This window comes from Aquitalea aquatilis (genome assembly GCF_005155025.1).
GTDB classification, from domain to species: Bacteria; Pseudomonadota; Gammaproteobacteria; order Burkholderiales; family Chromobacteriaceae; genus Aquitalea; species Aquitalea aquatilis.
On record NZ_CP039731.1, the window covers coordinates 3,076,995 to 3,099,358 of the forward strand.

The following is a 22,364-nucleotide window of genomic DNA, read 5'->3' on the forward strand; positions in this document are numbered from 1 at the left end:
TGAAAATGTCCTGAATTTTGCAAAACCCCATTTTGTAGTGGCAATGTTTCAGTCTGCCCCCGCTTTGTTGTGCTAAAAATTGCTTGCCCCCCCTTGCGGGGCCGGGCATAATCCCGCCCTCGCAAAGCACAGGCTTGGCCTTTGTTTTAATTCATTGTTTTGATGGTTCCGTAAACTCGTTTAGCGAGATTCGGCTGGTCTTATATCTTCTACCACGGAGGTGTGGGAATAATGTCTGATCTGGCTTCTTCGCAGATGCTACAGGCGTCTGCTGCTCAGCTGCCTATCTATACTTATTTTGATCCCGCTCACTACGAGCTGGAGCAAAAACAACTGTTTGCCAATGCTCCGCTGTATTACGGCCACGAGCTGATGGTGCCCAATGACGGGGACTACCATACGCTTGACTGGCTGGGCCATGGCAAGATGCTCAAGAATGTGGGCGGTGAAATCAAGCTGATTTCCAACGTCTGCCGGCACCGTCAGGCCCTGATCTATCAGGGGCGCGGCAATGGCAACCACATGGTGTGCAATCTGCATGGCTGGACTTACGACGCCGAAGGCAAGCTGCTGGGCGCGCCGCATTTCCCGCAAACACCCTGTCTCAATCTGAATCAGACGCAGCTGACGCGCTGGAACGGCCTGCTGTTTGATGCCGGCCGCGACATTGCTGCCGATCTGGCACAGCTGGGTGTGGCGAAGCATCTGGATTTTTCCGAGTTCGCTTTCCATTCGACGCAAACCACCGAATACGACTTCAACTGGAAAACCTTTATTGAAGTCTATTCCGAGGATTACCACGTCGATCCCTTCCATCCGGGGCTGGGCAATTTTGTTGATTGCGCCGAACTGAAATGGGAGTGGGGCGCGCAATACCATGTGCAGACGGTTGGCGTGAAAAACCAGCTGGCCCGTTCTGGTTCGCGCGTCTACGGCAAGTGGCACGAAGAAGTGCGTCGCCGCTTTGCCGACCAGCAACCGGAGTTCGGTGCCATCTGGCTGACCTACTACCCCAACATCATGGTGGAGTGGTACCCGCATGTGCTGGTGGTGAGCGTGGTCATTCCGCGCGGCCCGGAACAGTGCACCGTCATCACCGAGTTCTACTACCCGGAAGACGTGGTGTATTTCGAGCCGGAATTCGTCGAGGCCGAGCAGGCCGCTTACTTCGAAACCGCCAAGGAAGACGACGAAATCTGCTACCGCATGCACCTGGGGCGTCGTGCCTTGTGGTTGCGTGGCGAGAGCGAGGTGGGGCCGTATCAATACCCCACCGAAGAAGGCATGCAGCACTTCCACGAGTTCTATCGCCGCATGATGGGCGATGCCATGGCTGGCTAAGCCTGGCATTTCAGTGCAGAATGGCAAAGGCGCGGGTTTCCGCGCCTTTTTCTTTGTCTTGATGACAATGTACTGGCAAAAAAACATTCTCCTATTAGGGCTGTGCCTGCTGGCAAGCCCGCTGCTGGCAGCCGGTTTTGTCGACCCGGCCAGCAAGATCAGTTTCACCCTGCCTGCCGGCTGGAAAGTGCGCAGCGTGGTGCAGGAGGGCGTGCGTGTGATCAAGGTGGTGCCACCCAAGGCGGATCAACGTGAGCGCGCGGCCATCGAAGTCACCCTGCAAGAGCGCAAGGCCGCCAAGGCGGATGCACCTGAGCGGTTGCAGCGCCGCTTCCGCCAGGCCGAGGGCGACCGCGAAGCGGCGGTCTATACCCGCTTGAATCCGCATAATGGCCGGCTGGTCACCGAATATCGCGAAGGCCGCTTCGTCTCTGGCCGTTTATGGATCGTGCGGCACAATCTGCAGGTCTTCCTGCCAACGCCGGGCAAGCGGCTGCTGGTGGCGCGTTGTGCCGCCAATGCTTCTGAATTCAAAACCTATCGCCGGCAGCTGGAAACCATCTGTCTGTCGGCCACTTCCTTGCACAAGCCATGATGTTCTGCTGCCCTGTTTACCTTGCTGCCGGAGCGCCTGATGCCGACTGATCTGCTGTCGCGGCTGCGGCGCGGCCAGCTGGGTGCTGGCTGGATGGTGATTGCCGCCGCCTTTTTTGCCTTGATGGGGGTGTTCGTCAAGGCCGGTGCGCAGCACTTCAATTCCATCGAGCTGCTGTTCTGGCGCACCTTGATCGGCACGCTCATTCTGGGCCTGGGCATTCGCCTGCGCGGGTTGTCCTTGTCCACCCCGCATTGGCTGGGGCATATCAAGCGCAGCTTTGTCGGTTATCTGTCGATGTCGGCACTGTTTTATGCGCTGACGCATCTGCCGCTGTCCACGGCGGTTACGCTCAACTACACCTCCTCGCTGTTTTTCTCGCTGATTTGCGTGGTCAAGCTCAAGGACAAGCTGTCGCGCCCCGCCGCACTGGCGCTGGGGCTGGGCTTTCTCGGCATTGTGCTGTTGCTGCGGCCCACTTTCAGTTCCGAGCAGTGGCTGGCTGGCGTAATCGGCTTGCTGTCGGGTGTCAGTGCCGGTTTTGCCGTGTTTCAGGTGCGCGAGCTGGGGCAGATGGGCGAGCCATCCTGGCGGGTGGTGTTCTGGTTCTTTGCCATTGCCAGCCTGTTTGGTGCGGTCTGGCTGGGCTTGGGGCCGGGTTTTTCGCCGATTCGTCCGGATAATGTCGGTGCGCTACTGGGGGTGGGGGTGTGCGGCATGCTGGGGCAACTGGCCATGACGCTGGCGTACAAGGTTGGGCGCAAATATCTGGTGGCCAGTTTTGCCTATCTCACCGTGGTGTTTTCCGCATTGCTGGGCGTGCTGTTGTGGGGCGATGCACTAGGTGCCGATGCCCTGCTGGGGATGGGGCTGATTGTTGTCGCCGGTTTGCTGGCCGCCTTGCGCTGAATTGCAGAAAATATGCCGCCGGCCTTGATGGTTGTCAGCAGAATGTGATCTGACAGGCGCTAGAATACAGACATGGGCTTGATGCGTAGGCATCATGGCCTCAACAATAACAGGCAGGACTCACACTTTAGGAGATGCAGCATGATTTCTATCCGCGAACAGGATTATGGTCTGGATGTGGCGCTGTTCAATGAATTCTCGCTGGCGGATTTCAAGCTGTTCGAGGATGCCTTGGTCAAGCGCGTGGCCGAGCAGGGCAAGCCGGATGTCTTGCTGGATTTGTCCGAATTGGTGGACTTCACTCTGGACATGGCGATGGAAGAGGTGAAGTTTGTCCGTGCCCACGAGCAGGACTTCGGCCGCATCGCACTGGTGGTGAGTGATGTGTGGATCAAGCTGGCGGCGCATATTGCCGGCCTGCTGTCACACAATCATCTGGAGTATTTTGACACGGTGGAAGAGGCGCAGGCCTGGCTGGCGCGACCGGTTGCCGCTTGATTTTGGAGCGAATGGCGGTAGAGTAGCGGTTTTTGTTCAACACGAAAGAATAAAAACCGATGTTGAAGAGCATTGCCAGCCGTCTGGCGACTGAACTCGCCGTACGTGAAAACCAGGTGGCCGCCACGATCGAACTCATCGATGGTGGTGCCACCGTCCCCTTTATTGCCCGTTACCGCAAGGAAGTCACTGGCGGCCTGGATGATACCCAGCTGCGCACGCTGGCTGAGCGTCTGGTCTATCTGCGTGAACTGGACGAGCGGCGCAATACCATTCTTGCCAGCATTCGCGAGCAAGAAAAACTGACGCCGGAATTGACGGCCGCGCTGTATGCCGCCGATAACAAGACCGCGCTGGAAGACCTTTACCTTCCCTATAAGCCCAAGCGCCGTACCAAGGCACAAATCGCCCGCGAGGCCGGCTTGCAGCCATTGGCCGACAGTCTGCTGGCGGATCCCGCGCAGTCGCCGGAAGCGCTGGCGCTCACCTATCTCAATGTCGAGGCCGGCATCGGCGATGCTAAGGCTGCGCTGGATGGTGCCCGCGCCATCCTGATCGAGCAGTTTGCCGAAGACGGCGAGCTGCTGGGTCGTCTGCGCGAAAAGCTGTGGAGCGAGGCCGAGCTGGTTGCCCGCGTGGTGGCAGGCAAGGAGCAGGAGGGCGCCAAGTTCTCCGATTATTTCGATCATCGGGAAGCGCTGCGTGCTACGCCCTCGCATCGTGCACTGGCGCTGCTGCGTGGCCGCAACGAAGGCGTGCTTAGTGTGGCACTCAAATATCAGCCCGACGAAACCCCAATTACCGAGCGCTCCAGCTACGAATTGCTGATTGGCCAGCGCTTTGGTGTGCAGGACAAGGGCCGTGCGGCCGACAAGTGGCTGCTGGATGGAGTGCGGCTGTGCTGGCGCGCCAAGATTTTCCTGTCCTTGGAGCTGGAGCTGATGGGCCGGCTGAAAGACGCCGCTGATGGCGAGGCCATCAAGGTATTCGCCGACAATCTGCACGATCTGCTGCTGGCTGCGCCGGCGGGTCAGCGTGCCACGCTGGGGCTGGATCCTGGTCTGCGTACTGGGGTGAAGGTGGCGGTAGTGGACGGTACCGGCAAAGTGCTGGATACCACCGCCATCTACCCGCACGAACCGCGTCGTGAATGGGATAAATCCATCGCCATTCTGGGCGCGCTGTGCACGCGCCATCACGTCGACCTGATTTCTATTGGCAATGGCACGGCCAGCCGCGAAACCGACAAGCTGGCACAAGACCTGATCAAGGCCTATCCGCAGCTGGGCATGACCAAGATCGTGGTGTCCGAGGCTGGCGCTTCGGTGTATTCCGCCTCCGAACTGGCGGCCAAGGAATTTCCCGACATGGATGTCAGCCTGCGTGGCGCGGTATCCATTGCCCGCCGCCTGCAAGACCCGCTGGCCGAACTGGTGAAGATCGACCCCAAATCCATCGGCGTCGGTCAGTATCAGCATGACGTCAATCAAAGCCAGTTGGCACGCGCGTTGGACGCCGTGGTGGAAGACTGTGTGAATGCCGTTGGTGTCGATGTCAATACGGCCTCGGTGCCGCTGCTGACCCGTATTTCCGGTCTCAACAGCACGCTAGCCAACAATATCGTAGCTTACCGCGACCAGAATGGTGCATTCAAAAATCGCAAACAGTTGTTGAAAGTACCACGGCTGGGTGACAAGACCTTCGAGCAAGCTGCTGGTTTCCTGCGTATACAAGGCGGTGACAATCCGCTGGATGGCTCCTCGGTTCATCCGGAGGCCTACCCGGTGGTAGAGAAGATTGTTGCCAGGCTGGGGCGCGAGGTCAAAACGCTGCTGGGCGATTCCGTCACGCTGAAGGCGGTCAAGGCTACCGACTACACCGACGAGCGTTTTGGCCTGCCGACGGTAATGGACATCTTGAAGGAACTGGACAAGCCGGGTCGTGACCCGCGTCCGGAATTCAAGACCGCAACCTTCCAGGATGGCATCGAAGACATCAAGCACCTGCAGCCGGGTATGGTGTTGGAAGGTGTCGTCACCAATGTCGCCAATTTTGGTGCCTTTGTTGATATCGGTGTGCATCAGGATGGCCTGGTACATATTTCTGCCCTGTCGAGCAAATTCATCGACGACCCGCGCAAGGTGGTCAAGGCCGGTGATGTGGTCAAGGTCAAGGTGCTGGAAGTGGATGTGGCACGCAAGCGCATTGCCCTCACCATGCGACTGAACGACGAGATTGGTACAAGCAGTCGCAGTACGCGGCCGGAAGGTGGGCGTGGTTTCGCAGATCAGCGCAAGCCGCAATCATCCGCTCGCGGGGCGCCGCCGGCTGGTGAATCAGCAATGGCTGCTGCGTTTGCCAAGCTCAAGCAGCGCTGAAACATATATATAGCTAGTTGAGCAAGCAAAGCCCGGCATCAGCCGGGCTTTTTGCTGCCGGTGTCGGTGTGGCGACCCCCTTTTTACGCCAGCCAGCCCCACCCATCACGGCAAGTGCGAACGGGGATGTGCTTATTTTTGTGCGTACGCAGCAAGGCTGTAATAAAACCCCCATTGCATAAGCCTTTTTCCCTCAGTCACTTAGCCCGATGAGAGTCGATGTTTGGCCAGAATCTGCACTTTTCTTCGCACAAAGTGTTGACGAGGATAGGGTGCGGCGGTATAGTTCGCCTCCTCAGCAGACAACGCAGCGACGGAAACGAAACGCAGCGACCTGCACCGCTCTTTAAAAAACAGAATAACCGATAGGTGTGAGTACTTGGCGAAAGCCAAATACTTGCACTGCAAGAAGAAGAAGTACTTGTTTATTTCTTTGATCTTGCGTGCCAGAAAATTTGCTATGAGATTGAACTGAAGAGTTTGATCCTGGCTCAGATTGAACGCTGGCGGCATGCTTTACACATGCAAGTCGAACGGTAACAGGGAGCTTGCTCCGCTGACGAGTGGCGAACGGGTGAGTAATGCGTCGGAACGTGCCGAGTAGTGGGGGATAACTATCCGAAAGGATAGCTAATACCGCATACGCTTTGAGAAGGAAAGCAGGGGATCGTAAGACCTTGCGCTATTCGAGCGGCCGACGTCTGATTAGCTAGTTGGTGAGGTAAGAGCTCACCAAGGCGACGATCAGTAGCGGGTCTGAGAGGATGATCCGCCACACTGGGACTGAGACACGGCCCAGACTCCTACGGGAGGCAGCAGTGGGGAATTTTGGACAATGGGCGCAAGCCTGATCCAGCCATGCCGCGTGTCTGAAGAAGGCCTTCGGGTTGTAAAGGACTTTTGTCAGGGAGGAAATCCCTAAGGTTAATACCCTTGGGGGATGACAGTACCTGAAGAATAAGCACCGGCTAACTACGTGCCAGCAGCCGCGGTAATACGTAGGGTGCAAGCGTTAATCGGAATTACTGGGCGTAAAGCGTGCGCAGGCGGTTGTGTAAGTCTGATGTGAAAGCCCCGGGCTCAACCTGGGAACTGCATTGGAGACTGCACGGCTAGAGTGCGTCAGAGGGGGGTAGAATTCCGCGTGTAGCAGTGAAATGCGTAGAGATGCGGAGGAATACCGATGGCGAAGGCAGCCCCCTGGGATGACACTGACGCTCATGCACGAAAGCGTGGGGAGCAAACAGGATTAGATACCCTGGTAGTCCACGCCCTAAACGATGTCAACTAGCTGTTGGGGGTTTGAATCCTTGGTAGCGTAGCTAACGCGAGAAGTTGACCGCCTGGGGAGTACGGCCGCAAGGTTAAAACTCAAAGGAATTGACGGGGACCCGCACAAGCGGTGGATGATGTGGATTAATTCGATGCAACGCGAAAAACCTTACCTGGTCTTGACATGTACAGAACTTTCCAGAGATGGATAGGTGCCCGAAAGGGAGCTGTAACACAGGTGCTGCATGGCTGTCGTCAGCTCGTGTCGTGAGATGTTGGGTTAAGTCCCGCAACGAGCGCAACCCTTGCCATTAGTTGCTACCATTTAGTTGAGCACTCTAATGGGACTGCCGGTGACAAACCGGAGGAAGGTGGGGATGACGTCAAGTCCTCATGGCCCTTATGACCAGGGCTTCACACGTCATACAATGGTCGGTACAGAGGGTCGCGAAGCCGCGAGGTGGAGCCAATCTCATAAAACCGATCGTAGTCCGGATCGCACTCTGCAACTCGAGTGCGTGAAGTCGGAATCGCTAGTAATCGCGGATCAGCATGCCGCGGTGAATACGTTCCCGGGTCTTGTACACACCGCCCGTCACACCATGGGAGTGAGTTTCACCAGAAGTGGGTAGGCTAACCGTAAGGAGGCCGCTTACCACGGTGGGATTCATGACTGGGGTGAAGTCGTAACAAGGTAGCCGTAGGGGAACCTGCGGCTGGATCACCTCCTTTCTAGAGAAGGCGATCGTCAAGTATTCACAACCTATCGGTTATTCGTGATTTAAGGGTAGTAGCTGGGTTTGTAGCTCAGCTGGTTAGAGCACTGTGTTGATAACGCAGGGGTCGTAGGTTCGAGTCCTACCAGACCCACCAGTTTGGGGGATTAGCTCAGTTGGGAGAGCACCTGCTTTGCAAGCAGGGGGTCGTCGGTTCGATCCCGTCATCCTCCACCATTCTTACAGTGCAAACAAAAGCGCACACAACCTGTCAGGGTTGCGTGAATTTCTGTTTGCGTTGTTTTTACAATGCCCGATCTTTAACAAACTGAAGAAGCCGAATTAATTAGACGGCGAGATGAAATACATGGAGTTAATTCTGCATGTAGGACAAATCGTCATCTTGGGAATTTGATTGTATCTAGTGTCATGTCGCCATATCAAAAGGGGCGGTGTGGCACGTCGCACAAACACATTCTGTCGAATTGGTAATTTAGGTTACTGAAATGATAGGGTCAAGCGACTAAGTGCATCTGGTGGATGCCTTGGCGATCACAGGCGATGAAGGACGTGTAAGCCTGCGAAAAGCGCGGGGGAGCTGGCAATAGAGCTTTGATCCCGCGATGTCCGAATGGGGAAACCCACCTAGCAATAGGTATCCCAGACTGAATACATAGGTCTGTGGAGGCGAACCGAGTGAACTGAAACATCTAAGTAACTCGAGGAAAAGAAATCAACCGAGATTCCGTCAGTAGTGGCGAGCGAACGCGGAATAGCCTGTATGTGATAGAGATTGAGATAGTGGAAGGACCTGGAAATGTCCGCCATAGTGGGTGATAGCCCCGTACACGAAATTTCATTCTTGGTACTAAGCATACGAAAAGTAGGGCGGGACACGCGAAATCCTGTTTGAAGATGGGGGGACCATCCTCCAAGGCTAAATACTCGTGATCGACCGATAGTGAACCAGTACCGTGAGGGAAAGGCGAAAAGAACCCCGGGAGGGGAGTGAAATAGAACCTGAAACCGGATGCATACAAACAGTGGGAGCCTCGTAAGGGGTGACTGCGTACCTTTTGTATAATGGGTCAGCGACTTACGTTCAGTAGCAAGCTTAACCGCATAGGGGAGGCGTAGGGAAACCGAGTCCGAATAGGGCGATTTAGTTGCTGGGCGTAGACCCGAAACCGAGTGATCTATCCATGGCCAGGATGAAGGTGCGGTAACACGCACTGGAGGTCCGAACCCACTAGTGTTGCAAAACTAGGGGATGAGCTGTGGATAGGGGTGAAAGGCTAAACAAACTCGGAGATAGCTGGTTCTCCCCGAAAACTATTTAGGTAGTGCCTCATGTATCACTTCCGGGGGTAAAGCACTGTTATGGCTAGGGGGTCATTGCGATTTACCAAACCATGGCAAACTCTGAATACCGGAAAGTGCGAGCATGGGAGACAGACGGTGGGTGCTAACGTCCATCGTCAAGAGGGAAACAACCCAGACCGCCAGCTAAGGTCCCAAATGATCAGTTAAGTGGTAAACGAAGTGGGAAGGCCCAGACAGCCAGGATGTTGGCTTAGAAGCAGCCATCATTTAAAGAAAGCGTAATAGCTCACTGGTCGAGTCGTCCTGCGCGGAAGATGTAACGGGGCTCAAACTGATAACCGAAGCTGCGGATTTGCACGTAAGTGCAGATGGTAGGGGAGCGTTCTGTAGGTCTGTGAAGGTGTCTCGTAAGGGATGCTGGAGATATCAGAAGTGCGAATGCTGACATGAGTAGCGATAAAGCGGGTGAAAAGCCCGCTCGCCGAAAGCCCAAGGTTTCCTACGCAACGTTCATCGGCGTAGGGTGAGTCGGCCCCTAAGGCGAGGCTGAAAAGCGTAGTCGATGGGAAACGGGTTAAAATTCCCGTACTTTTGTGTAGTGCGATGTGGGGACGGAGAAGGTTAGGTCAGCGGCCTGTTGGAATAGGTCGTTCAAGCTGGTAGGTGGTTAGGGTAGGCAAATCCGCCCTTTCATTCAACACCGAGAAGTGATAACGAGGGTCTACGGACCTGAAGTGACTGATACCACGCTTCCAGGAAAAGCCACTAAGCTTCAGCTACACAAGAACCGTACCGCAAACCGACACAGGTGGGCAGGATGAGAATTCTAAGGCGCTTGAGAGAACTCAGGAGAAGGAACTCGGCAAATTGATACCGTAACTTCGGGAGAAGGTATGCCTCTTTAGGTGAGATCCCTTGCGGATGGAGCTTGGAGAGGTCGCAGAGAATCGGTGGCTGCGACTGTTTATCAAAAACACAGCACTCTGCCAACACGAAAGTGGACGTATAGGGTGTGACGCCTGCCCGGTGCTGGAAGGTTAAGTGATGGGGTGCAAGCTCTTGATCGAAGCCCCAGTAAACGGCGGCCGTAACTATAACGGTCCTAAGGTAGCGAAATTCCTTGTCGGGTAAGTTCCGACCCGCACGAATGGCGTAACGATGGCCACACTGTCTCCTCCTGAGACTCAGCGAAGTTGAAGTGTTTGTGAAGATGCAATCTCCCCGCTGCTAGACGGAAAGACCCCGTGAACCTTTACTGTAGCTTTGCATTGGACTTTGAAGTGGTTTGTGTAGGATAGGTGGGAGGCTTTGAAGCCAGGACGCTAGTTCTGGTGGAGCCAACCTTGAAATACCACCCTGACCCCTTTGAGGTTCTAACCTTGGTCCGTTATCCGGATCGGGGACAGTGCATGGTAGGCAGTTTGACTGGGGCGGTCTCCTCCCAAAGTGTAACGGAGGAGTTCGAAGGTTACCTAGGTACGGTCGGAAATCGTGCTGATAGTGCAATGGCAAAAGGTAGCTTAACTGCGAGACCGACAAGTCGAGCAGGTGCGAAAGCAGGACATAGTGATCCGGTGGTTCTGTATGGAAGGGCCATCGCTCAACGGATAAAAGGTACTCCGGGGATAACAGGCTGATACCGCCCAAGAGTTCACATCGACGGCGGTGTTTGGCACCTCGATGTCGGCTCATCACATCCTGGGGCTGTAGCCGGTCCCAAGGGTATGGCTGTTCGCCATTTAAAGTGGTACGTGAGCTGGGTTCAAAACGTCGTGAGACAGTTTGGTCCCTATCTGCAGTGGGCGTTGGAAGTTTGACGGGGGCTGCTCCTAGTACGAGAGGACCGGAGTGGACGAACCTCTGGTGTACCGGTTGTCACGCCAGTGGCATTGCCGGGTAGCTAAGTTCGGAAGAGATAACCGCTGAAAGCATCTAAGCGGGAAACTCGCCTGAAGATGAGACTTCCCTGAGGGCTTGACCCTCCTGAAGAGTCGTTCGAGACCAGGACGTTGATAGGTCGGGTGTGGAAGCGCTGTGAGGCGTTAAGCTAACCGATACTAATTGCTCGTGAGGCTTGATCCTATCATTTGAGTGGCTTGGGAGACCAAGACCGAATGGATAGTGAGTGTGCGACGCGATCAAAGATCCAAGAGTAAGATATCTAATTAATTCAGTGTTCCAGACGGAGTCTGGGGTACAAAGCTTCTTCGAGTTTGTTGACAGTTTATGTCTGGTGGCCATAGCGAGGTGGTCCCACGCCTTCCCATCCCGAACAGGACCGTGAAACGCCTTAGCGCCGATGATAGTGTGGCATTCGCCATGTGAAAGTAGGACACCGCCAGACTCCCCATACACAAGCCCAGCTCAACAGAGCTGGGCTTTGTGCGTTTGGGCCTGGCCTGAGTGCCCACAAGCCGCCCAAGGGCGGCTTTGTTGCGTCGGGGTGGTCAGAGGTTGCTGCGCAGCAGATTGTCTAGTGTCAGTCCTGCTGTCGATTGCACTGGGTAGTCACTGAATTGCAACTCCAGTCCATTTTCACTGCTGTTGAAACGTGCTGGATAGCCGAGGGGCAGGGTGGTCTTGTCGTGGATGTGACCGAAGGGAATGCCAGTGAAGATGGGCACCTTCAGTTGCTGGCGCAGCTGCGTAATGACAGCATCCAGTGTATAGCTGGCATCATAGGCATCCACGATGCGGCCCATGGAGAAGTCGCCCAGAAAGATGGCGCGCTGCCGTTGCAGAATGCCTGCCAGGTACAGTTGCTGCAGCATGCGCTCCAGCCGGTAGGGTTGCTCGCCTACATCTTCCAGAAACAGCAATCCGCCCCGGATATCTGGCAGGTAGGGGCTGCCGACCAGGCTGCTGAGTACGCTGAGATTGCCTCCCCAGAAAATGCCTTCGCCATGGTCGCTTATGCTTTGCATGGTCTGGCTGCGCACTACCCAGTCCGGGGTGGTGGTGGCCTGGATGAACTGCTGCATGGAGTAAGGGCTGATATTGCGTCCGCCAAAGTCGCTATACAACATGGGGCCGGCAAAGCTGCCCACCCCACCCTTGGCCAGCAAGGCAAGCTGGATGGCGGTGAAATCGCTATAGCCCATGATCTGGGTGCCTGCCTCCTTGAGCATGGGGCACAAGCGGGCATAGTCGATGTGCGGCAGCAGGCGGCAGGCACCGTAGCCGCCGCGGCCAGCCAGCAGCATGCGTGGCATGTCCTGGCGTTGGCTGAGCTGATTCAGGTCTTGCAGGCGTTGTTGATCAGTGCCGGCAAAACGCTGGTATTGGCGGTCGATTGCTTCGCGATTAGTCACATCGAAGCCGGCCTGTTGCAGGCGTTCGACGCCATGTTGGCGCTGGGTGGCGCTCGGCAGGCTGCCGGAGCAGGCTAGCAGGGTGATTTCCCGGTTTTGCAATGGCATGGTCGGATGAGCTGCAGTAGGTGAAGTGGGGCGGCGCACGGGGCTGCTGCAGGCTTGCAGCATGCCGGCGGCGGCAATGCTCAAGCCAGCTTGCAGCAGGGTTCTGCGTGACAGCATGTCAAGTGGGTGCTTGCTGATCAGTGACAAACTATTCCTGATGATGTGGCTGCTCAGCTCTGTTTCTGGCGGATGGCCAGTAAGGCCTGGTTGCGCAGGGTTTTGAGCAGATTGAGTTCGTCGGGACGTAATGGCAGGCTGTGCGCCTGCTTTTTGTCACCATACAAGAAGCCTATTTTCCTCTTTTCCAGCACGAGCGGGAAGATGATGAAAGTTTGTGCCAGATTCAGCTGACGATACCAGTCTGGTATATGGCTGGCTATGGTGGCGTCGCTGGCATCTTCGATGAAGATGTCGACGTTACGTTCCATGGCAATGCAAAAAGCATTGTCCTGTTGGTTGAGATCTACCTGGAACTGTTTGAGTAGTACTGGAATGTCCGAACCAAAGCCGAAGCGTGCCTGCAGCTGGTTTTGCCGTGGGTCTTTGGTGCAGAGCAAAACATGGTCAAAACCCACGGCACGGAACATGATTTCCAGAATCATGCGTAGCAGATCGTTCAACTGGTAATGCCCCAGCAAGGTCATGGTGATGTCCTGGATGCCGGCAGACAGTAGGGATGCAGTAGCCGGAGGGGCAAGGACGTAGCTGGCAGTCAGTGCATTGTCGGGTATCGGTGTGGCTAACGGTGGTGCTTGCGTATCCAGGCGGGCGGTTTTCAGCTGATGAGCCTGACCATGACGCGGCTGTTCACCACTCCATTCGCGCAGATAGTCGTCAAAAGCAGCTTGCGTCTGTTCGATAACGACATTGAGCTGCTGCATGTCCAGCGCGCTGGCCCGTTCGTAGCGGGCAAGTAACTGTCTGGCTGCTGCCTGAGAAAGCGGATTTGCCGTGCTCAGCAGGCAGGTCAGCTCTTGTGCCAGATTGCCCAGCATGCGCAGCCGCGCCGCACTGCTTTGTGGCTGGCGTACCGGGCCGGCCGCATACGGCTCCAGGCTGCTGATCATGCTTTCCGGAAAACTCCACAGGCTGACGGTGCCGGCACCCAGCGCAGCATAGGAAAGACCCAGCGTATGCAGCACCGCCTGTTCCGGCGTACTGCCACTGCTGATTTTTTTGTGGATCAGCCGGTATTCCTCGCGGAAGTAGTACACGCACAGCAGCTCGCCCAGCTGCTGGAACATGCCGCAGATCAGTGCTTCTTCCGCTTCGCGCAGGCCGCTATGGCGAGCCAGGTTGCGTGCCAGCAGGCCACAGAACAATGCCTTGATGGCGACATCGCGTACCTCCTGGGCGTGGCTGCGGTTGTGCATGTGTTCAAACAGCAGCAAGGTCAGGGCGAGGTTGCGAATGGTGTCGAAGCCGAGGATGACGATGGCGCGTGATACCGTGCTGACCGTGCCACCAAACTGACTGAAATTGGCTGAGTTCACCACCTTGAGCAGCTTGTTGGTCAGCGAGAAATCCTTGAGGATGATTTCTGCCAATACTTGCAGTCGCTCGCTGTCGGCATTGCCAATGTGATTGATGGCAGAAACGGCCTGCGACAATGCCGGAAAGTCCGGACTGTGGCGCATGCGTTGCAAGAGTTGCTCCAGTGCCGCGCGATGGTTGCCCTGCGGGCGGATGAAGCTTTGCTGGCGGACCAGCCAGTCCTGCAACTGTGCGAGGATGGCGCGGGTGGGGAGTGGGCTTGCCGTGTGGGTTGTTAGTAATTGCTGGCAAAGCTGCAATAGCTCGCCATCCAGCTGGGGGCGCAGGCTGGCAAGTGGCAGGCTGCTATAGCGGCGGCCACTGTACAGCCAATACAGCAGACGGCCGGCTTGTACCAGGTTCTGTTGCTGTTGCACTTCGTCATGCGGGATGGCGGCATGTTGACCCAGTAGCTGAATCTGTTGCTGGGCGTCGATCAGGATGTGCTCGGCATCGACTATGGGCAGGGCCAGCTGGTTCAATTGCAGCTGCAGCAGGGCTTCCATGATGTCACAGGCTATGCCGGTGACTTCTTTATCGTTGAGCGCGCCGGGAGTGATTTCACTTAGCAGTTTCTGCCCGTCACGCAGGTAGCAGGCATAGTCCTGACCGGCGAGTGTGGTGTGATCCACGGGCAGGGCGAGCAGGCTGTGATGCAGCTTGCCGGCAGAGGGTTCTGCTGTGGCGGGTAGCAGCAGGTAGTCGTGTTCGCCGGCCTTGGCCAGTAATAGTGACGAGCCGTCAGCACAGCTTAGGCTGCGCTCCAGCTGGTAGTCCGCTGTATTGTCGACGCGGTTCATGGTGTTGATCTCCCTGCTTGTCACTATATGGCGAAACAGCCATCACGGCATGACTTAATCAGCATCACGTTATTGCTCTTTGGACTGAATTTGCACTTGGATAGTGCATATTGATATATCCAACTGATTTTGGAGAATGGCAGGCCTTCCGGTAAATTGAGCGACAAGCAAACCATCATGCTGTGCTCACCAGAAGCGCAGGCAGCCCAGGAACAGGCGGGAACCATGAACATCAGTCAACAGAAACTGACTCACCTCAAGCAGTTGGAAGCCGAGTCGATTCACATCATCCGCGAAGTGGCTGCGGAGTTTGAAAACCCGGTCATGCTGTACAGTATTGGCAAAGATTCGGCGGTGATGCTGCATCTGGCGCGCAAGGCTTTTGCCCCTGGCAAGCCGCCATTTCCGCTGATGCATGTGGATACCACCTGGAAATTCCAGGACATGTATGCCCTGCGCGACAAGCAGGCGGCCGAAGGCTGGGAGCTGATCGTACATGTGAATGAAGAGGGCGTGAAAGCCAACGTCAACCCGTTTACCGTGGGCAGTGCCAAGCATACCGACGTGATGAAGACCGAAGGCTTGAAGCAGGCGCTGAACAAATATGGCTTCGATGCCGCCTTTGGCGGTGCGCGTCGTGACGAGGAAAAATCGCGTGCCAAAGAGCGTGTTTACTCTTTCCGCGACAAGAATCACCGCTGGGACCCGAAAAACCAGCGTCCGGAGCTCTGGAATATCTACAACAGCAAGATCGACAAGGGTGAGAGCATCCGCGTGTTCCCGCTGTCGAACTGGACCGAGCTGGATATCTGGCAATACATCTATCTGGAAAACATCGACATCGTGCCGCTGTATTTTGCCGCCGAGCGCGAAGTGGTGAATCTGAACGGCACGCTGGTGATGATAGACGACGAGCGCATCCTGCAATACCTGACCCCCGAGCAAAAAGCCAGCATCAGCAAGAAGCAGGTACGCTTCCGCACGCTGGGCTGTTATCCGCTGACCGGTGCCGTGGAATCCACTGCGGCCACGCTGCCCGAGGTGATCCAGGAAATGCTGCTCACCACCACCAGTGAGCGTCAGGGCCGGCTGATCGATCATGACCAGGCGGGCTCGATGGAGAAGAAGAAGATGGAAGGCTATTTCTAAGCCCGGCTTCATCCTGTCACCATTCTGAAGAATTGATGTCCGGCGCCCTGGCGACGGAATACAGCGGAAAGAACGATCATGTCTCACCAGTCCGAGCTGATTGCCAGCGATATCCTGGAATACCTCAAGCAGCATGAAAACAAGGACATGCTGCGCTTTATCACCTGTGGCAATGTCGATGACGGCAAGTCAACGCTGATTGGCCGCCTGTTGCATGACTCCAAGCTGATCTTTGAAGACCAGTTGGCGGCCATCGAGCGCGATTCGAAAAAGTACAACACCACCGACCAGGAAATCGATCTGGCGCTGCTGGTGGATGGCTTGCAGGCCGAGCGCGAGCAGGGCATTACCATCGATGTGGCCTACCGCTATTTCAGCACCGAAAAGCGCAAGTTCATCATTGCCGACTGCCCCGGCCACGAGCAGTACACCCGCAATATGGCGACCGGCGCATCCACCTGCAATCTGGCCATCATCCTGATTGATGCCCGGCGTGGCGTGCAGACCCAGACCCGCCGCCACAGCTTCATCGTCAGCCTGCTGGGCATCAAGCACGTGATCGTGGCCATCAACAAGATGGATCTGGTCGAGCACAGCGAAGAAACCTACCAGCGCATTCGTGACGAATACCTGTCGTTTTCCGAGCACCTGACCATTCCGGATATCCGCTTTGTGCCGATCTCCGCCCTGCGTGGCGACAATGTGGTGACCCGCAGCGCAAACATGGGCTGGTATCAGGGCGCTACCCTGATGGAGCTGCTGGAGAGCGTACAGGTCAGCCATGATGTGGCGCTGGATGCCTTCCGCCTGCCGGTGCAGTATGTGAATCGCCCGAACCTGGATTTCCGTGGTTTCTGCGGCACGGTGGTCGCCGGTGAAGTGAAACCGGGTGATGAGATCGTGGCCCTGCCTTCCGGCAAGCGCAGCAAGGTAAAGGAAGTGGTCACCTTTGAAGGCAATCAGCCTTCTGCCTTTGTTGGCCAGGCCATTACCCTGACCCTGGAAGATGAAATCGACATCTCGCGCGGTGACATGATCGTGCGTGCTGGCGAGCAGCAGCCCAGTGTGTCCCAGGCATTCGATGCCCACCTGGTATGGATGGCCGAAGCACCGCTGGAGTTGGGCAAGGAATATGGTTTCAAGCTGGCTGGCAAGGTCGTCACTGGCCGGGTAAGCAGCATCCAGCATCGGGTGGATGTGAATTCGCTGCAGCAGTTCAATGCAGCAGAGCTGGCACTGAATGAGATTGCCCTGTGCCGGGTGGAGTTGAATGCACCGGCCGTGTTCGACGCCTATGCCCTGAGCCGTGGCACGGGCAGCTTCGTGATCATCGATCGCTTGTCCAATGCAACAGCGGCTGCCGGCATGATCAGCGCAGCTGCCGAATCCAGTGCGGCCCCGGTAAGCGATGAACTGGCCCGCCTGCGCGCCTTCGAGCTGGAGTTCAACCAGCTGGTACGCAAGCACTTCCCGCACTGGGAAGCGAAGGATATTTCGAAGCTGCTCTAAGTCGCACGCTATTCCTTGCGGAGTCATGCCTTTATCGGGTTTGGCAAGGACTGGCGTCTAACTAGTGCACCGCAAAGCAGCATTAACGCAGCATTTACACGAAAATCAGCCCCCCTATGTGGCCCGTAATATTTTACGAAGCTGCATAGGGGGGTTTCTTTATGGTGGTGGATGGCCCCCAGCCTTGCTCGGGTGAGGCAGATAACAAGACTTGGGCGCAGCGTTCTACTGGAGTCGGGACTAGCTGTAATAGCGCTAGCCAAACCCTGGTCGATTTTTTGTCTGCATGGTACTCAGCCCTGCCCGGTAGCCTGGCGATACTGGCGCGGGGTGAAGCCGGTCAGCGCCTTGAACTGGCGGCTGAAGGCACTGTGGTCGGTGTAGCCGCAGTGCAGGGCGACATCGGTAATCGCCATATCGCTGTGCAACAAGCGGTGGGCGTGTTCCAGCCGTGCCTTGTGAATCATCTGCCGAGGGGTCAGGTGGAACACCTTTTTGCAGTAGCGTTCCAGCTGGGCGGCGGAGACGCCGGCAATGGCAGTCAGCTCTTCCATGCTGACCGGGCGGTTGAAGTGCTGGCGGATGAACTCGTCCACCGCCACCAGCCGCTTGTAGGCCGGGTGGGTCTTGCTGGCTGCTTGCAGGTCCAGCGAAATCCCGATCAGCCCGATGATTTCATTGGCCTGGCTGTATAGCGGCCATTTGTAGGTCAGGCACCAGCCGGGTTCGCGGTTCTTGAACAGGTGCAGTTCCAGTTGGCTTTCCAGTACCAGCCCACCCTCCAGCACTTTCATGTCCTGCGCGGTATAGACCGGCCCCAACTGCGCCGGAAACACCTCGACACTGGTCTTGCCCAGCAGCGGTTGCAGGCTTTTCAGGCCGCAGCGTTCCATCAGTGTCTGGTTGGCCACCAGGTAACGCGCCTGACGGTCCTTGATGAAGATCGCTGCATTCGGGATCAGGTCCAGCACCGGCAGCAGCGGCCCCAGCCCAGCCAGCAGTGCGGCAATGGACGGCGGGCGCATGGTTTCCTGCCAGCGCGCGATGGTTTCCAGCGTATCGCCAGTCATTCTTTCCCCTTTGCCTTGCTTCCCCTCGTCGGAGGGATTTTTATCCCGAAAACGCCAATTGTGCCGATTTCGTCATTGTCGCTGATGATAACCATCAAGAATGTTGGCGGCAATGAAGCCATTCTATGCAGGTGCTGACGAAGACGGATGCGGCACGAAGATGCAATGGAATCAAGGCACTGCAAGGCGTTGTTGCGTGTGGTCCTGCCTGGTGCATCTGCCCGCCATCCGTCATTCACGTTTTTGGAATGGACAGGCCAATGAAACAGATACACATCATCGATTCCCACACCGGGGGCGAACCCACCCGGCTGGTGATGCAAGGATTCCCCGCGCTGACCGGTGGCAGCATGGCCGAGCAGCGCGACGTACTGCGCCAGCAGCACGACCAGTGGCGGCGCGCCTGCCTGCTGGAGCCGCGTGGCAGCGAGGTACTGGTGGGCGCGCTGTATTGCGCCCCCGTGTCGCCGGATACCACTTGCGGGGTGATTTTCTTCAACAACACCGGTTATCTGGGCATGTGCGGCCACGGCACCATCGGCCTGATTGCCTCACTGCATTACCAGGGCCTGATTGCACCGGGCGTGCACAAGATCGATACCCCGGTGGGGCCGGTCAGCGCCACCCTGCATGCGGACGGTGCAGTCACGCTGGGCAATGTGCCGGCCTACCGTTACCGCCAGCAAGTGGCGGTGGAGGTGCCGGGTTACGGTGTATTCCATGGCGATGTCGCCTGGGGCGGTAACTGGTTCTTCCTGGTGGCCGAGCACGGCATGGCGCTGGAAATGGGCAATGTGGAGGCGCTGACCACCTTTACCTGGGCCATGCTCAAGGCGCTGGAAGCGCAAGGCATCACCGGGGCCGACGGCGCGCTGATCGACCACGTTGAGCTGTTCGCCGACGATGCCGAGGCCGACAGCCGCAACTTTGTCATGTGTCCGGGCAAGGCCTACGACCGTTCGCCCTGCGGCACCGGCACCAGCGCCAAGCTGGCTTGTCTGGCTGCCGACGGCAAGCTGGCCGAAGGCGAGTACTGGGTACAGGCCAGCATTACCGGCAGCCAGTTTGTCGGTCATTACCAGCGCGAGGGCGAGCTGATTCGCCCCTTCATTACCGGCCGCGCCTACGTCACCGCCAACAGCACGCTGCTCATCGACGAACAAGACCCTTTCGCGTGGGGCATTTGAGCCCACACGCCGCACTGACATCCCCCACACACACATACATACAAGCTGCAAGGAGCAAAACAATGAGCGACAACATTTTCACCGGTTGCATCCCGGCCCTGATGACCCCGTGTACCGCAGAGCGCAAGCCGGATTTTGACGCGCTGGTAGCCAAGGGCCAGCAACTGATTGCCGCTGGCATGAGCGCCGTGGTGTATTGCGGCTCGATGGGCGACTGGCCGCTGCTGAGCGAAGCCGAGCGCCAGGAGGGCGTGGCGCGGCTGGTGGCTGCCGGCGTGCCCACCATTGTCGGTACCGGTGCGGTGAATACCCGCGAGGCGGTCGCGCATGCAGCCCACGCTGCCCGCGTGGGTGCACACGGCCTGATGGTGATTCCACGCGTACTGTCGCGTGGTGCATCGCCGGCTGCCCAGAAAGCCCATTTCTCCGCCATCCTCGCTGCCGCGCCAAACCTGCCGGCGGTGATCTACAACAGTCCCTATTACGGTTTTGCCACCCGCGCCGACCTGTTCTTCGAACTGCGTCGCAGCTATCCCAACCTGATTGGCTTCAAGGAGTTCGGTGGTGCCGCTGACATGCGCTATGCCGCCGAGCACATCACCTCGCAGGATGATCAGGTCACCCTGATGGTGGGGGTGGACACCCAGGTGGTGCATGGCTTTGTCAATTGCAATGCCACCGGCGCTATCACCGGCATCGGCAATGCGCTGCCGCGCGAAGTGCTGCATCTGGTGGCGCTGAGCAAGGCGGCCGCCAAGGGAGACGCCGTAGCCCGCAGCCAGGCGCGCGAGCTGGAATCTGCGCTGGCGGTGTTGTCCTCCTTCGACGAGGGCTGCGACCTGGTGCTGTATTACAAGTACCTGATGGTCCTCAACGGTGACCAGGAGTACAGCCTGCACTTCAACGAAACCGATGTGCTGAGCGCAGCGCAGCGCCGCTATGCCGAAACCCAGTACGCGCTGTTCCGCGAGTGGTATCGCAACTGGTCGGCCGGCCTGAACGCAGCCTGAGCCTGTCTCCGACTACCCGTGCCATGCCGCTGGCGTGGCCGGGCTTATCCCATTAGCAGCCATCCAAGGTGCAGGAACCCCTATGAATCTGACAGGCAAGATGCTGATTGGCGGGCAGGCCGTTGCCGGCCAGCGCGAAGGCAGCCGGGCAATTGACCCAGCCACTGGGCTGGCGCTGGCGCCCGCTTATGCCGGTGCAGACCTGAGCCAGGTCGAACAGGCTTGTACGCTGGCCTGGGCTGCCTTTGCTGCCTATCGGGAAACCACGCCGGAGCTACGTGCCCGTTTTCTGGAAAGCATTGCCGAGGAAATCGAAGCCTTGGGCGATGAGCTGATCGAACGTGCCATGCTCGAAACCGGCCTGCCACGCGCCCGCCTGCAGGGGGAACGCGGCCGCACGTGTGGTCAGCTGCGGATTTTTGCCCGCACCGTGCGTGCCGGCGAATGGCTGGATGTACGGATCGATAGCGCCCAGCCGCAACGTCAGCCGCTAGCGCGTGCCGACCTGCGCCAGCGCCACATTCCGCTGGGCCCGGTGGCGGTGTTCGGGGCCAGCAATTTCCCGCTGGCCTTCTCGGTGGCGGGGGGAGATACCGCTTCGGCACTGGCGGCTGGTTGTCCGGTCATCGTCAAGGCGCACAGCGCCCATCCCGGTAGCAGCGAGCTGGCCGGTCAAGCCATTGGCCGGGCGCTGGCCAAGTGCGGTCTGCCTGCCGGGGTGTTCGCGCTGCTGTTTGGCAGTGGTCGCGAGGTGGGCAATGCCCTGGTGACCGATCCGCGTATCAAGGCGGTGGGCTTTACCGGTTCGCGCAGTGGAGGTCTGGCGCTGTGCCAGGCGGCGCAGAATCGCCCGGAGCCGATTCCGGTCTATGCCGAAATGAGCTCCACCAACCCGGTATTCCTGCTGCCCGCTGCCTTGCAGGCGCGCAGCGATGTGCTGGCGCAGGGCTTTGTCGGCTCGCTGACGCAGGGGGCAGGGCAGTTCTGTACCAACCCCGGCCTACTGATTGCCGTACAGGGGCCGGCGCTGGAGCGTTTTGTCGCCACGGCGGCCGATCTGCTGCAACAAAGCGCGGCGCAAACCATGCTCACGCCTGGCATCTGGGCCGCCTATCAGGCCGGAGCGGACAGCTTGTCCGCCCATGCCGCGACAGCCGCCTGCGGCCAGCCCGCCAGCGGGCCAAACCAGTGCCAGGCACGCCTGCTACGGGTGAGGGCTGCCGAGTATCTGGCCAATCCGGCCTTGCAGGTCGAGGTGTTCGGTGCCGCTGCGCTGCTGGTGGCTTGCCGCGATGAACAGGAAATGCATCAGTTGGCCAATGCGCTGGAAGGCCAGCTTACCGCCACACTGCAACTGGACGATGGCGATGTCGCGCTGGCGCGCACCCTGCTGCCCGTGCTGGAAGGCAGGGCGGGCCGCATTCTGGTGAATGGCTGGCCCACCGGGGTGGAAGTGTGCGATGCCATGGTGCATGGCGGGCCGTTTCCGGCCACCTCCGACACGCGCAGCACTTCGGTGGGTACGGCGGCCATCTACCGTTTCCTGCGGCCGGTGTGCTATCAGGACGTGCCGGATGTACTGCTGCCCGCTGCCCTGCAGCATGGCAATCCGCTGGCGCTGCGCCGGCTGGTCGATGGCATGCGGGAGGCCTGAG

The 22,364-nt window shown here is 57.8% G+C and carries 13 protein-coding genes, 2 tRNA genes and 3 rRNA genes; 15 read left to right on the top strand and 3 right to left on the bottom strand.

Annotated features, from left to right (window positions below):
* Positions 1-231 precede the first annotated feature (231 nt).
* From FAZ30_RS14485 to rrf, 10 genes are all read left to right on the top strand, one after another.
* Entirely contained in the window at positions 232-1,341 is a 1,110-nt protein-coding gene (locus FAZ30_RS14485) for an aromatic ring-hydroxylating oxygenase subunit alpha (RefSeq protein ID WP_124645472.1), read from the top strand.
* A 67-nt stretch (positions 1,342-1,408) separates the two neighbouring features.
* Positions 1,409-1,936, top strand: coding sequence for a hypothetical protein (locus tag FAZ30_RS14490; RefSeq protein WP_124645471.1), 528 nt, complete (start codon positions 1,409-1,411; stop codon positions 1,934-1,936).
* A gap of 39 nt (positions 1,937-1,975) precedes the next feature.
* On the top strand, positions 1,976-2,845 hold the full coding sequence (locus FAZ30_RS14495) for a DMT family transporter (RefSeq protein WP_233578675.1): 870 nt from the start codon (positions 1,976-1,978) through the stop codon (positions 2,843-2,845).
* A gap of 141 nt (positions 2,846-2,986) precedes the next feature.
* Positions 2,987-3,343, top strand: coding sequence for a SpoIIAA family protein (locus FAZ30_RS14500; protein WP_124645470.1), 357 nt, complete (start codon positions 2,987-2,989; stop codon positions 3,341-3,343).
* A 59-nt stretch (positions 3,344-3,402) separates the two neighbouring features.
* Positions 3,403-5,721 carry a Tex family protein gene (locus FAZ30_RS14505; RefSeq protein WP_124645469.1) on the top strand — a complete coding sequence of 773 codons (2,319 nt, stop codon included), beginning with the start codon at positions 3,403-3,405 and terminating at the stop codon, positions 5,719-5,721.
* Positions 5,722-6,189: 468 nt separating this feature from the next.
* Positions 6,190-7,725: ribosomal RNA gene (locus tag FAZ30_RS14510) — 16S ribosomal RNA — on the top strand.
* Positions 7,726-7,789: 64 nt separating this feature from the next.
* Positions 7,790-7,866 (top strand) — tRNA-Ile (locus FAZ30_RS14515).
* Between the two features lie 4 nt (positions 7,867-7,870).
* Positions 7,871-7,946, top strand: a tRNA-Ala gene (locus tag FAZ30_RS14520).
* A 276-nt stretch (positions 7,947-8,222) separates the two neighbouring features.
* A 23S ribosomal RNA gene (locus tag FAZ30_RS14525) occupies positions 8,223-11,114 on the top strand.
* A 147-nt stretch (positions 11,115-11,261) separates the two neighbouring features.
* Positions 11,262-11,376: ribosomal RNA gene (gene rrf, locus FAZ30_RS14530) — 5S ribosomal RNA — on the top strand.
* Together the 16S, 23S and 5S rRNA genes with 2 tRNA genes alongside form the textbook arrangement of a ribosomal RNA operon.
* A gap of 103 nt (positions 11,377-11,479) precedes the next feature.
* Here rrf and FAZ30_RS14535 read toward each other — a convergent pair.
* The gene (locus FAZ30_RS14535; protein ID WP_233578294.1) at positions 11,480-12,568 is read right to left on the bottom strand and encodes an LD-carboxypeptidase; all 1,089 of its coding nucleotides are present in this window, start codon (positions 12,566-12,568) and stop codon (positions 11,480-11,482) included.
* 53 nt (positions 12,569-12,621) lie between these two features.
* Complete coding sequence (locus tag FAZ30_RS14540; protein ID WP_124641544.1) at positions 12,622-14,784, bottom strand: HDOD domain-containing protein; 2,163 nt, start codon at positions 14,782-14,784, stop codon at positions 12,622-12,624.
* A gap of 177 nt (positions 14,785-14,961) precedes the next feature.
* Here FAZ30_RS14540 and cysD point away from each other — a divergent pair, with 177 nt between their 5' ends.
* Complete coding sequence (cysD, locus tag FAZ30_RS14545; RefSeq protein WP_255424571.1) at positions 14,962-15,933, top strand: sulfate adenylyltransferase subunit CysD; 972 nt, start codon at positions 14,962-14,964, stop codon at positions 15,931-15,933.
* Between the two features lie 78 nt (positions 15,934-16,011).
* On the top strand, positions 16,012-17,442 hold the full coding sequence (gene cysN, locus FAZ30_RS14550; RefSeq protein ID WP_124641542.1) for a sulfate adenylyltransferase subunit CysN: 1,431 nt from the start codon (positions 16,012-16,014) through the stop codon (positions 17,440-17,442).
* Between the two features lie 293 nt (positions 17,443-17,735).
* On the opposite strand, the gene FAZ30_RS14555 is transcribed toward cysN, so the two are convergent.
* Positions 17,736-18,512 carry an AraC family transcriptional regulator gene (locus FAZ30_RS14555; RefSeq protein WP_124641540.1) on the bottom strand — a complete coding sequence of 259 codons (777 nt, stop codon included), beginning with the start codon at positions 18,510-18,512 and terminating at the stop codon, positions 17,736-17,738.
* Positions 18,513-18,772: 260 nt separating this feature from the next.
* Between FAZ30_RS14555 and FAZ30_RS14560 the strand changes: the two genes are divergently transcribed.
* The 3 genes from FAZ30_RS14560 to FAZ30_RS14570 all read left to right on the top strand — a co-directional run bounded on the left by FAZ30_RS14560 (position 18,773) and on the right by FAZ30_RS14570 (position 22,363).
* Positions 18,773-19,699, top strand: coding sequence for a 4-hydroxyproline epimerase (locus FAZ30_RS14560; RefSeq protein WP_124641538.1), 927 nt, complete (start codon positions 18,773-18,775; stop codon positions 19,697-19,699).
* 62 nt (positions 19,700-19,761) lie between these two features.
* Positions 19,762-20,709: a dihydrodipicolinate synthase family protein gene (locus tag FAZ30_RS14565; RefSeq protein ID WP_124641536.1), complete on the top strand. Its 948-nt coding sequence runs from the start codon at positions 19,762-19,764 to the stop codon at positions 20,707-20,709.
* Between the two features lie 82 nt (positions 20,710-20,791).
* Complete coding sequence (locus tag FAZ30_RS14570) at positions 20,792-22,363, top strand: aldehyde dehydrogenase (NADP(+)) (protein WP_124641534.1); 1,572 nt, start codon at positions 20,792-20,794, stop codon at positions 22,361-22,363.
* Position 22,364 lies beyond the last annotated feature (1 nt).

Excerpts from the sequence above, each read along its gene's own strand:
- cysD (WP_255424571.1), top strand. The coding sequence starts at position 14,962 with ATGCTGTGCTCACCAGAAGCGCAGGCAGCCCAGGAACAGGCGGGAACC.
- FAZ30_RS14565 (WP_124641536.1), top strand. The coding sequence starts at position 19,762 with ATGAGCGACAACATTTTCACCGGTTGCATCCCGGCCCTGATGACCCCG.
- FAZ30_RS14535 (WP_233578294.1), bottom strand. The coding sequence starts at position 12,568 with ATGCTGTCACGCAGAACCCTGCTGCAAGCTGGCTTGAGCATTGCCGCC.
- FAZ30_RS14540 (WP_124641544.1), bottom strand. The coding sequence starts at position 14,784 with ATGAACCGCGTCGACAATACAGCGGACTACCAGCTGGAGCGCAGCCTA.
- cysN (WP_124641542.1), top strand. The coding sequence starts at position 16,012 with ATGTCTCACCAGTCCGAGCTGATTGCCAGCGATATCCTGGAATACCTC.
- FAZ30_RS14485 (WP_124645472.1), top strand. The coding sequence starts at position 232 with ATGTCTGATCTGGCTTCTTCGCAGATGCTACAGGCGTCTGCTGCTCAG.
- FAZ30_RS14560 (WP_124641538.1), top strand. The coding sequence starts at position 18,773 with ATGAAACAGATACACATCATCGATTCCCACACCGGGGGCGAACCCACC.
- FAZ30_RS14495 (WP_233578675.1), top strand. The coding sequence starts at position 1,976 with ATGCCGACTGATCTGCTGTCGCGGCTGCGGCGCGGCCAGCTGGGTGCT.
- FAZ30_RS14570 (WP_124641534.1), top strand. The coding sequence starts at position 20,792 with ATGAATCTGACAGGCAAGATGCTGATTGGCGGGCAGGCCGTTGCCGGC.
- FAZ30_RS14500 (WP_124645470.1), top strand. The coding sequence starts at position 2,987 with ATGATTTCTATCCGCGAACAGGATTATGGTCTGGATGTGGCGCTGTTC.
- FAZ30_RS14555 (WP_124641540.1), bottom strand. The coding sequence starts at position 18,512 with ATGACTGGCGATACGCTGGAAACCATCGCGCGCTGGCAGGAAACCATG.
- FAZ30_RS14490 (WP_124645471.1), top strand. The coding sequence starts at position 1,409 with ATGTACTGGCAAAAAAACATTCTCCTATTAGGGCTGTGCCTGCTGGCA.
- FAZ30_RS14505 (WP_124645469.1), top strand. The coding sequence starts at position 3,403 with ATGTTGAAGAGCATTGCCAGCCGTCTGGCGACTGAACTCGCCGTACGT.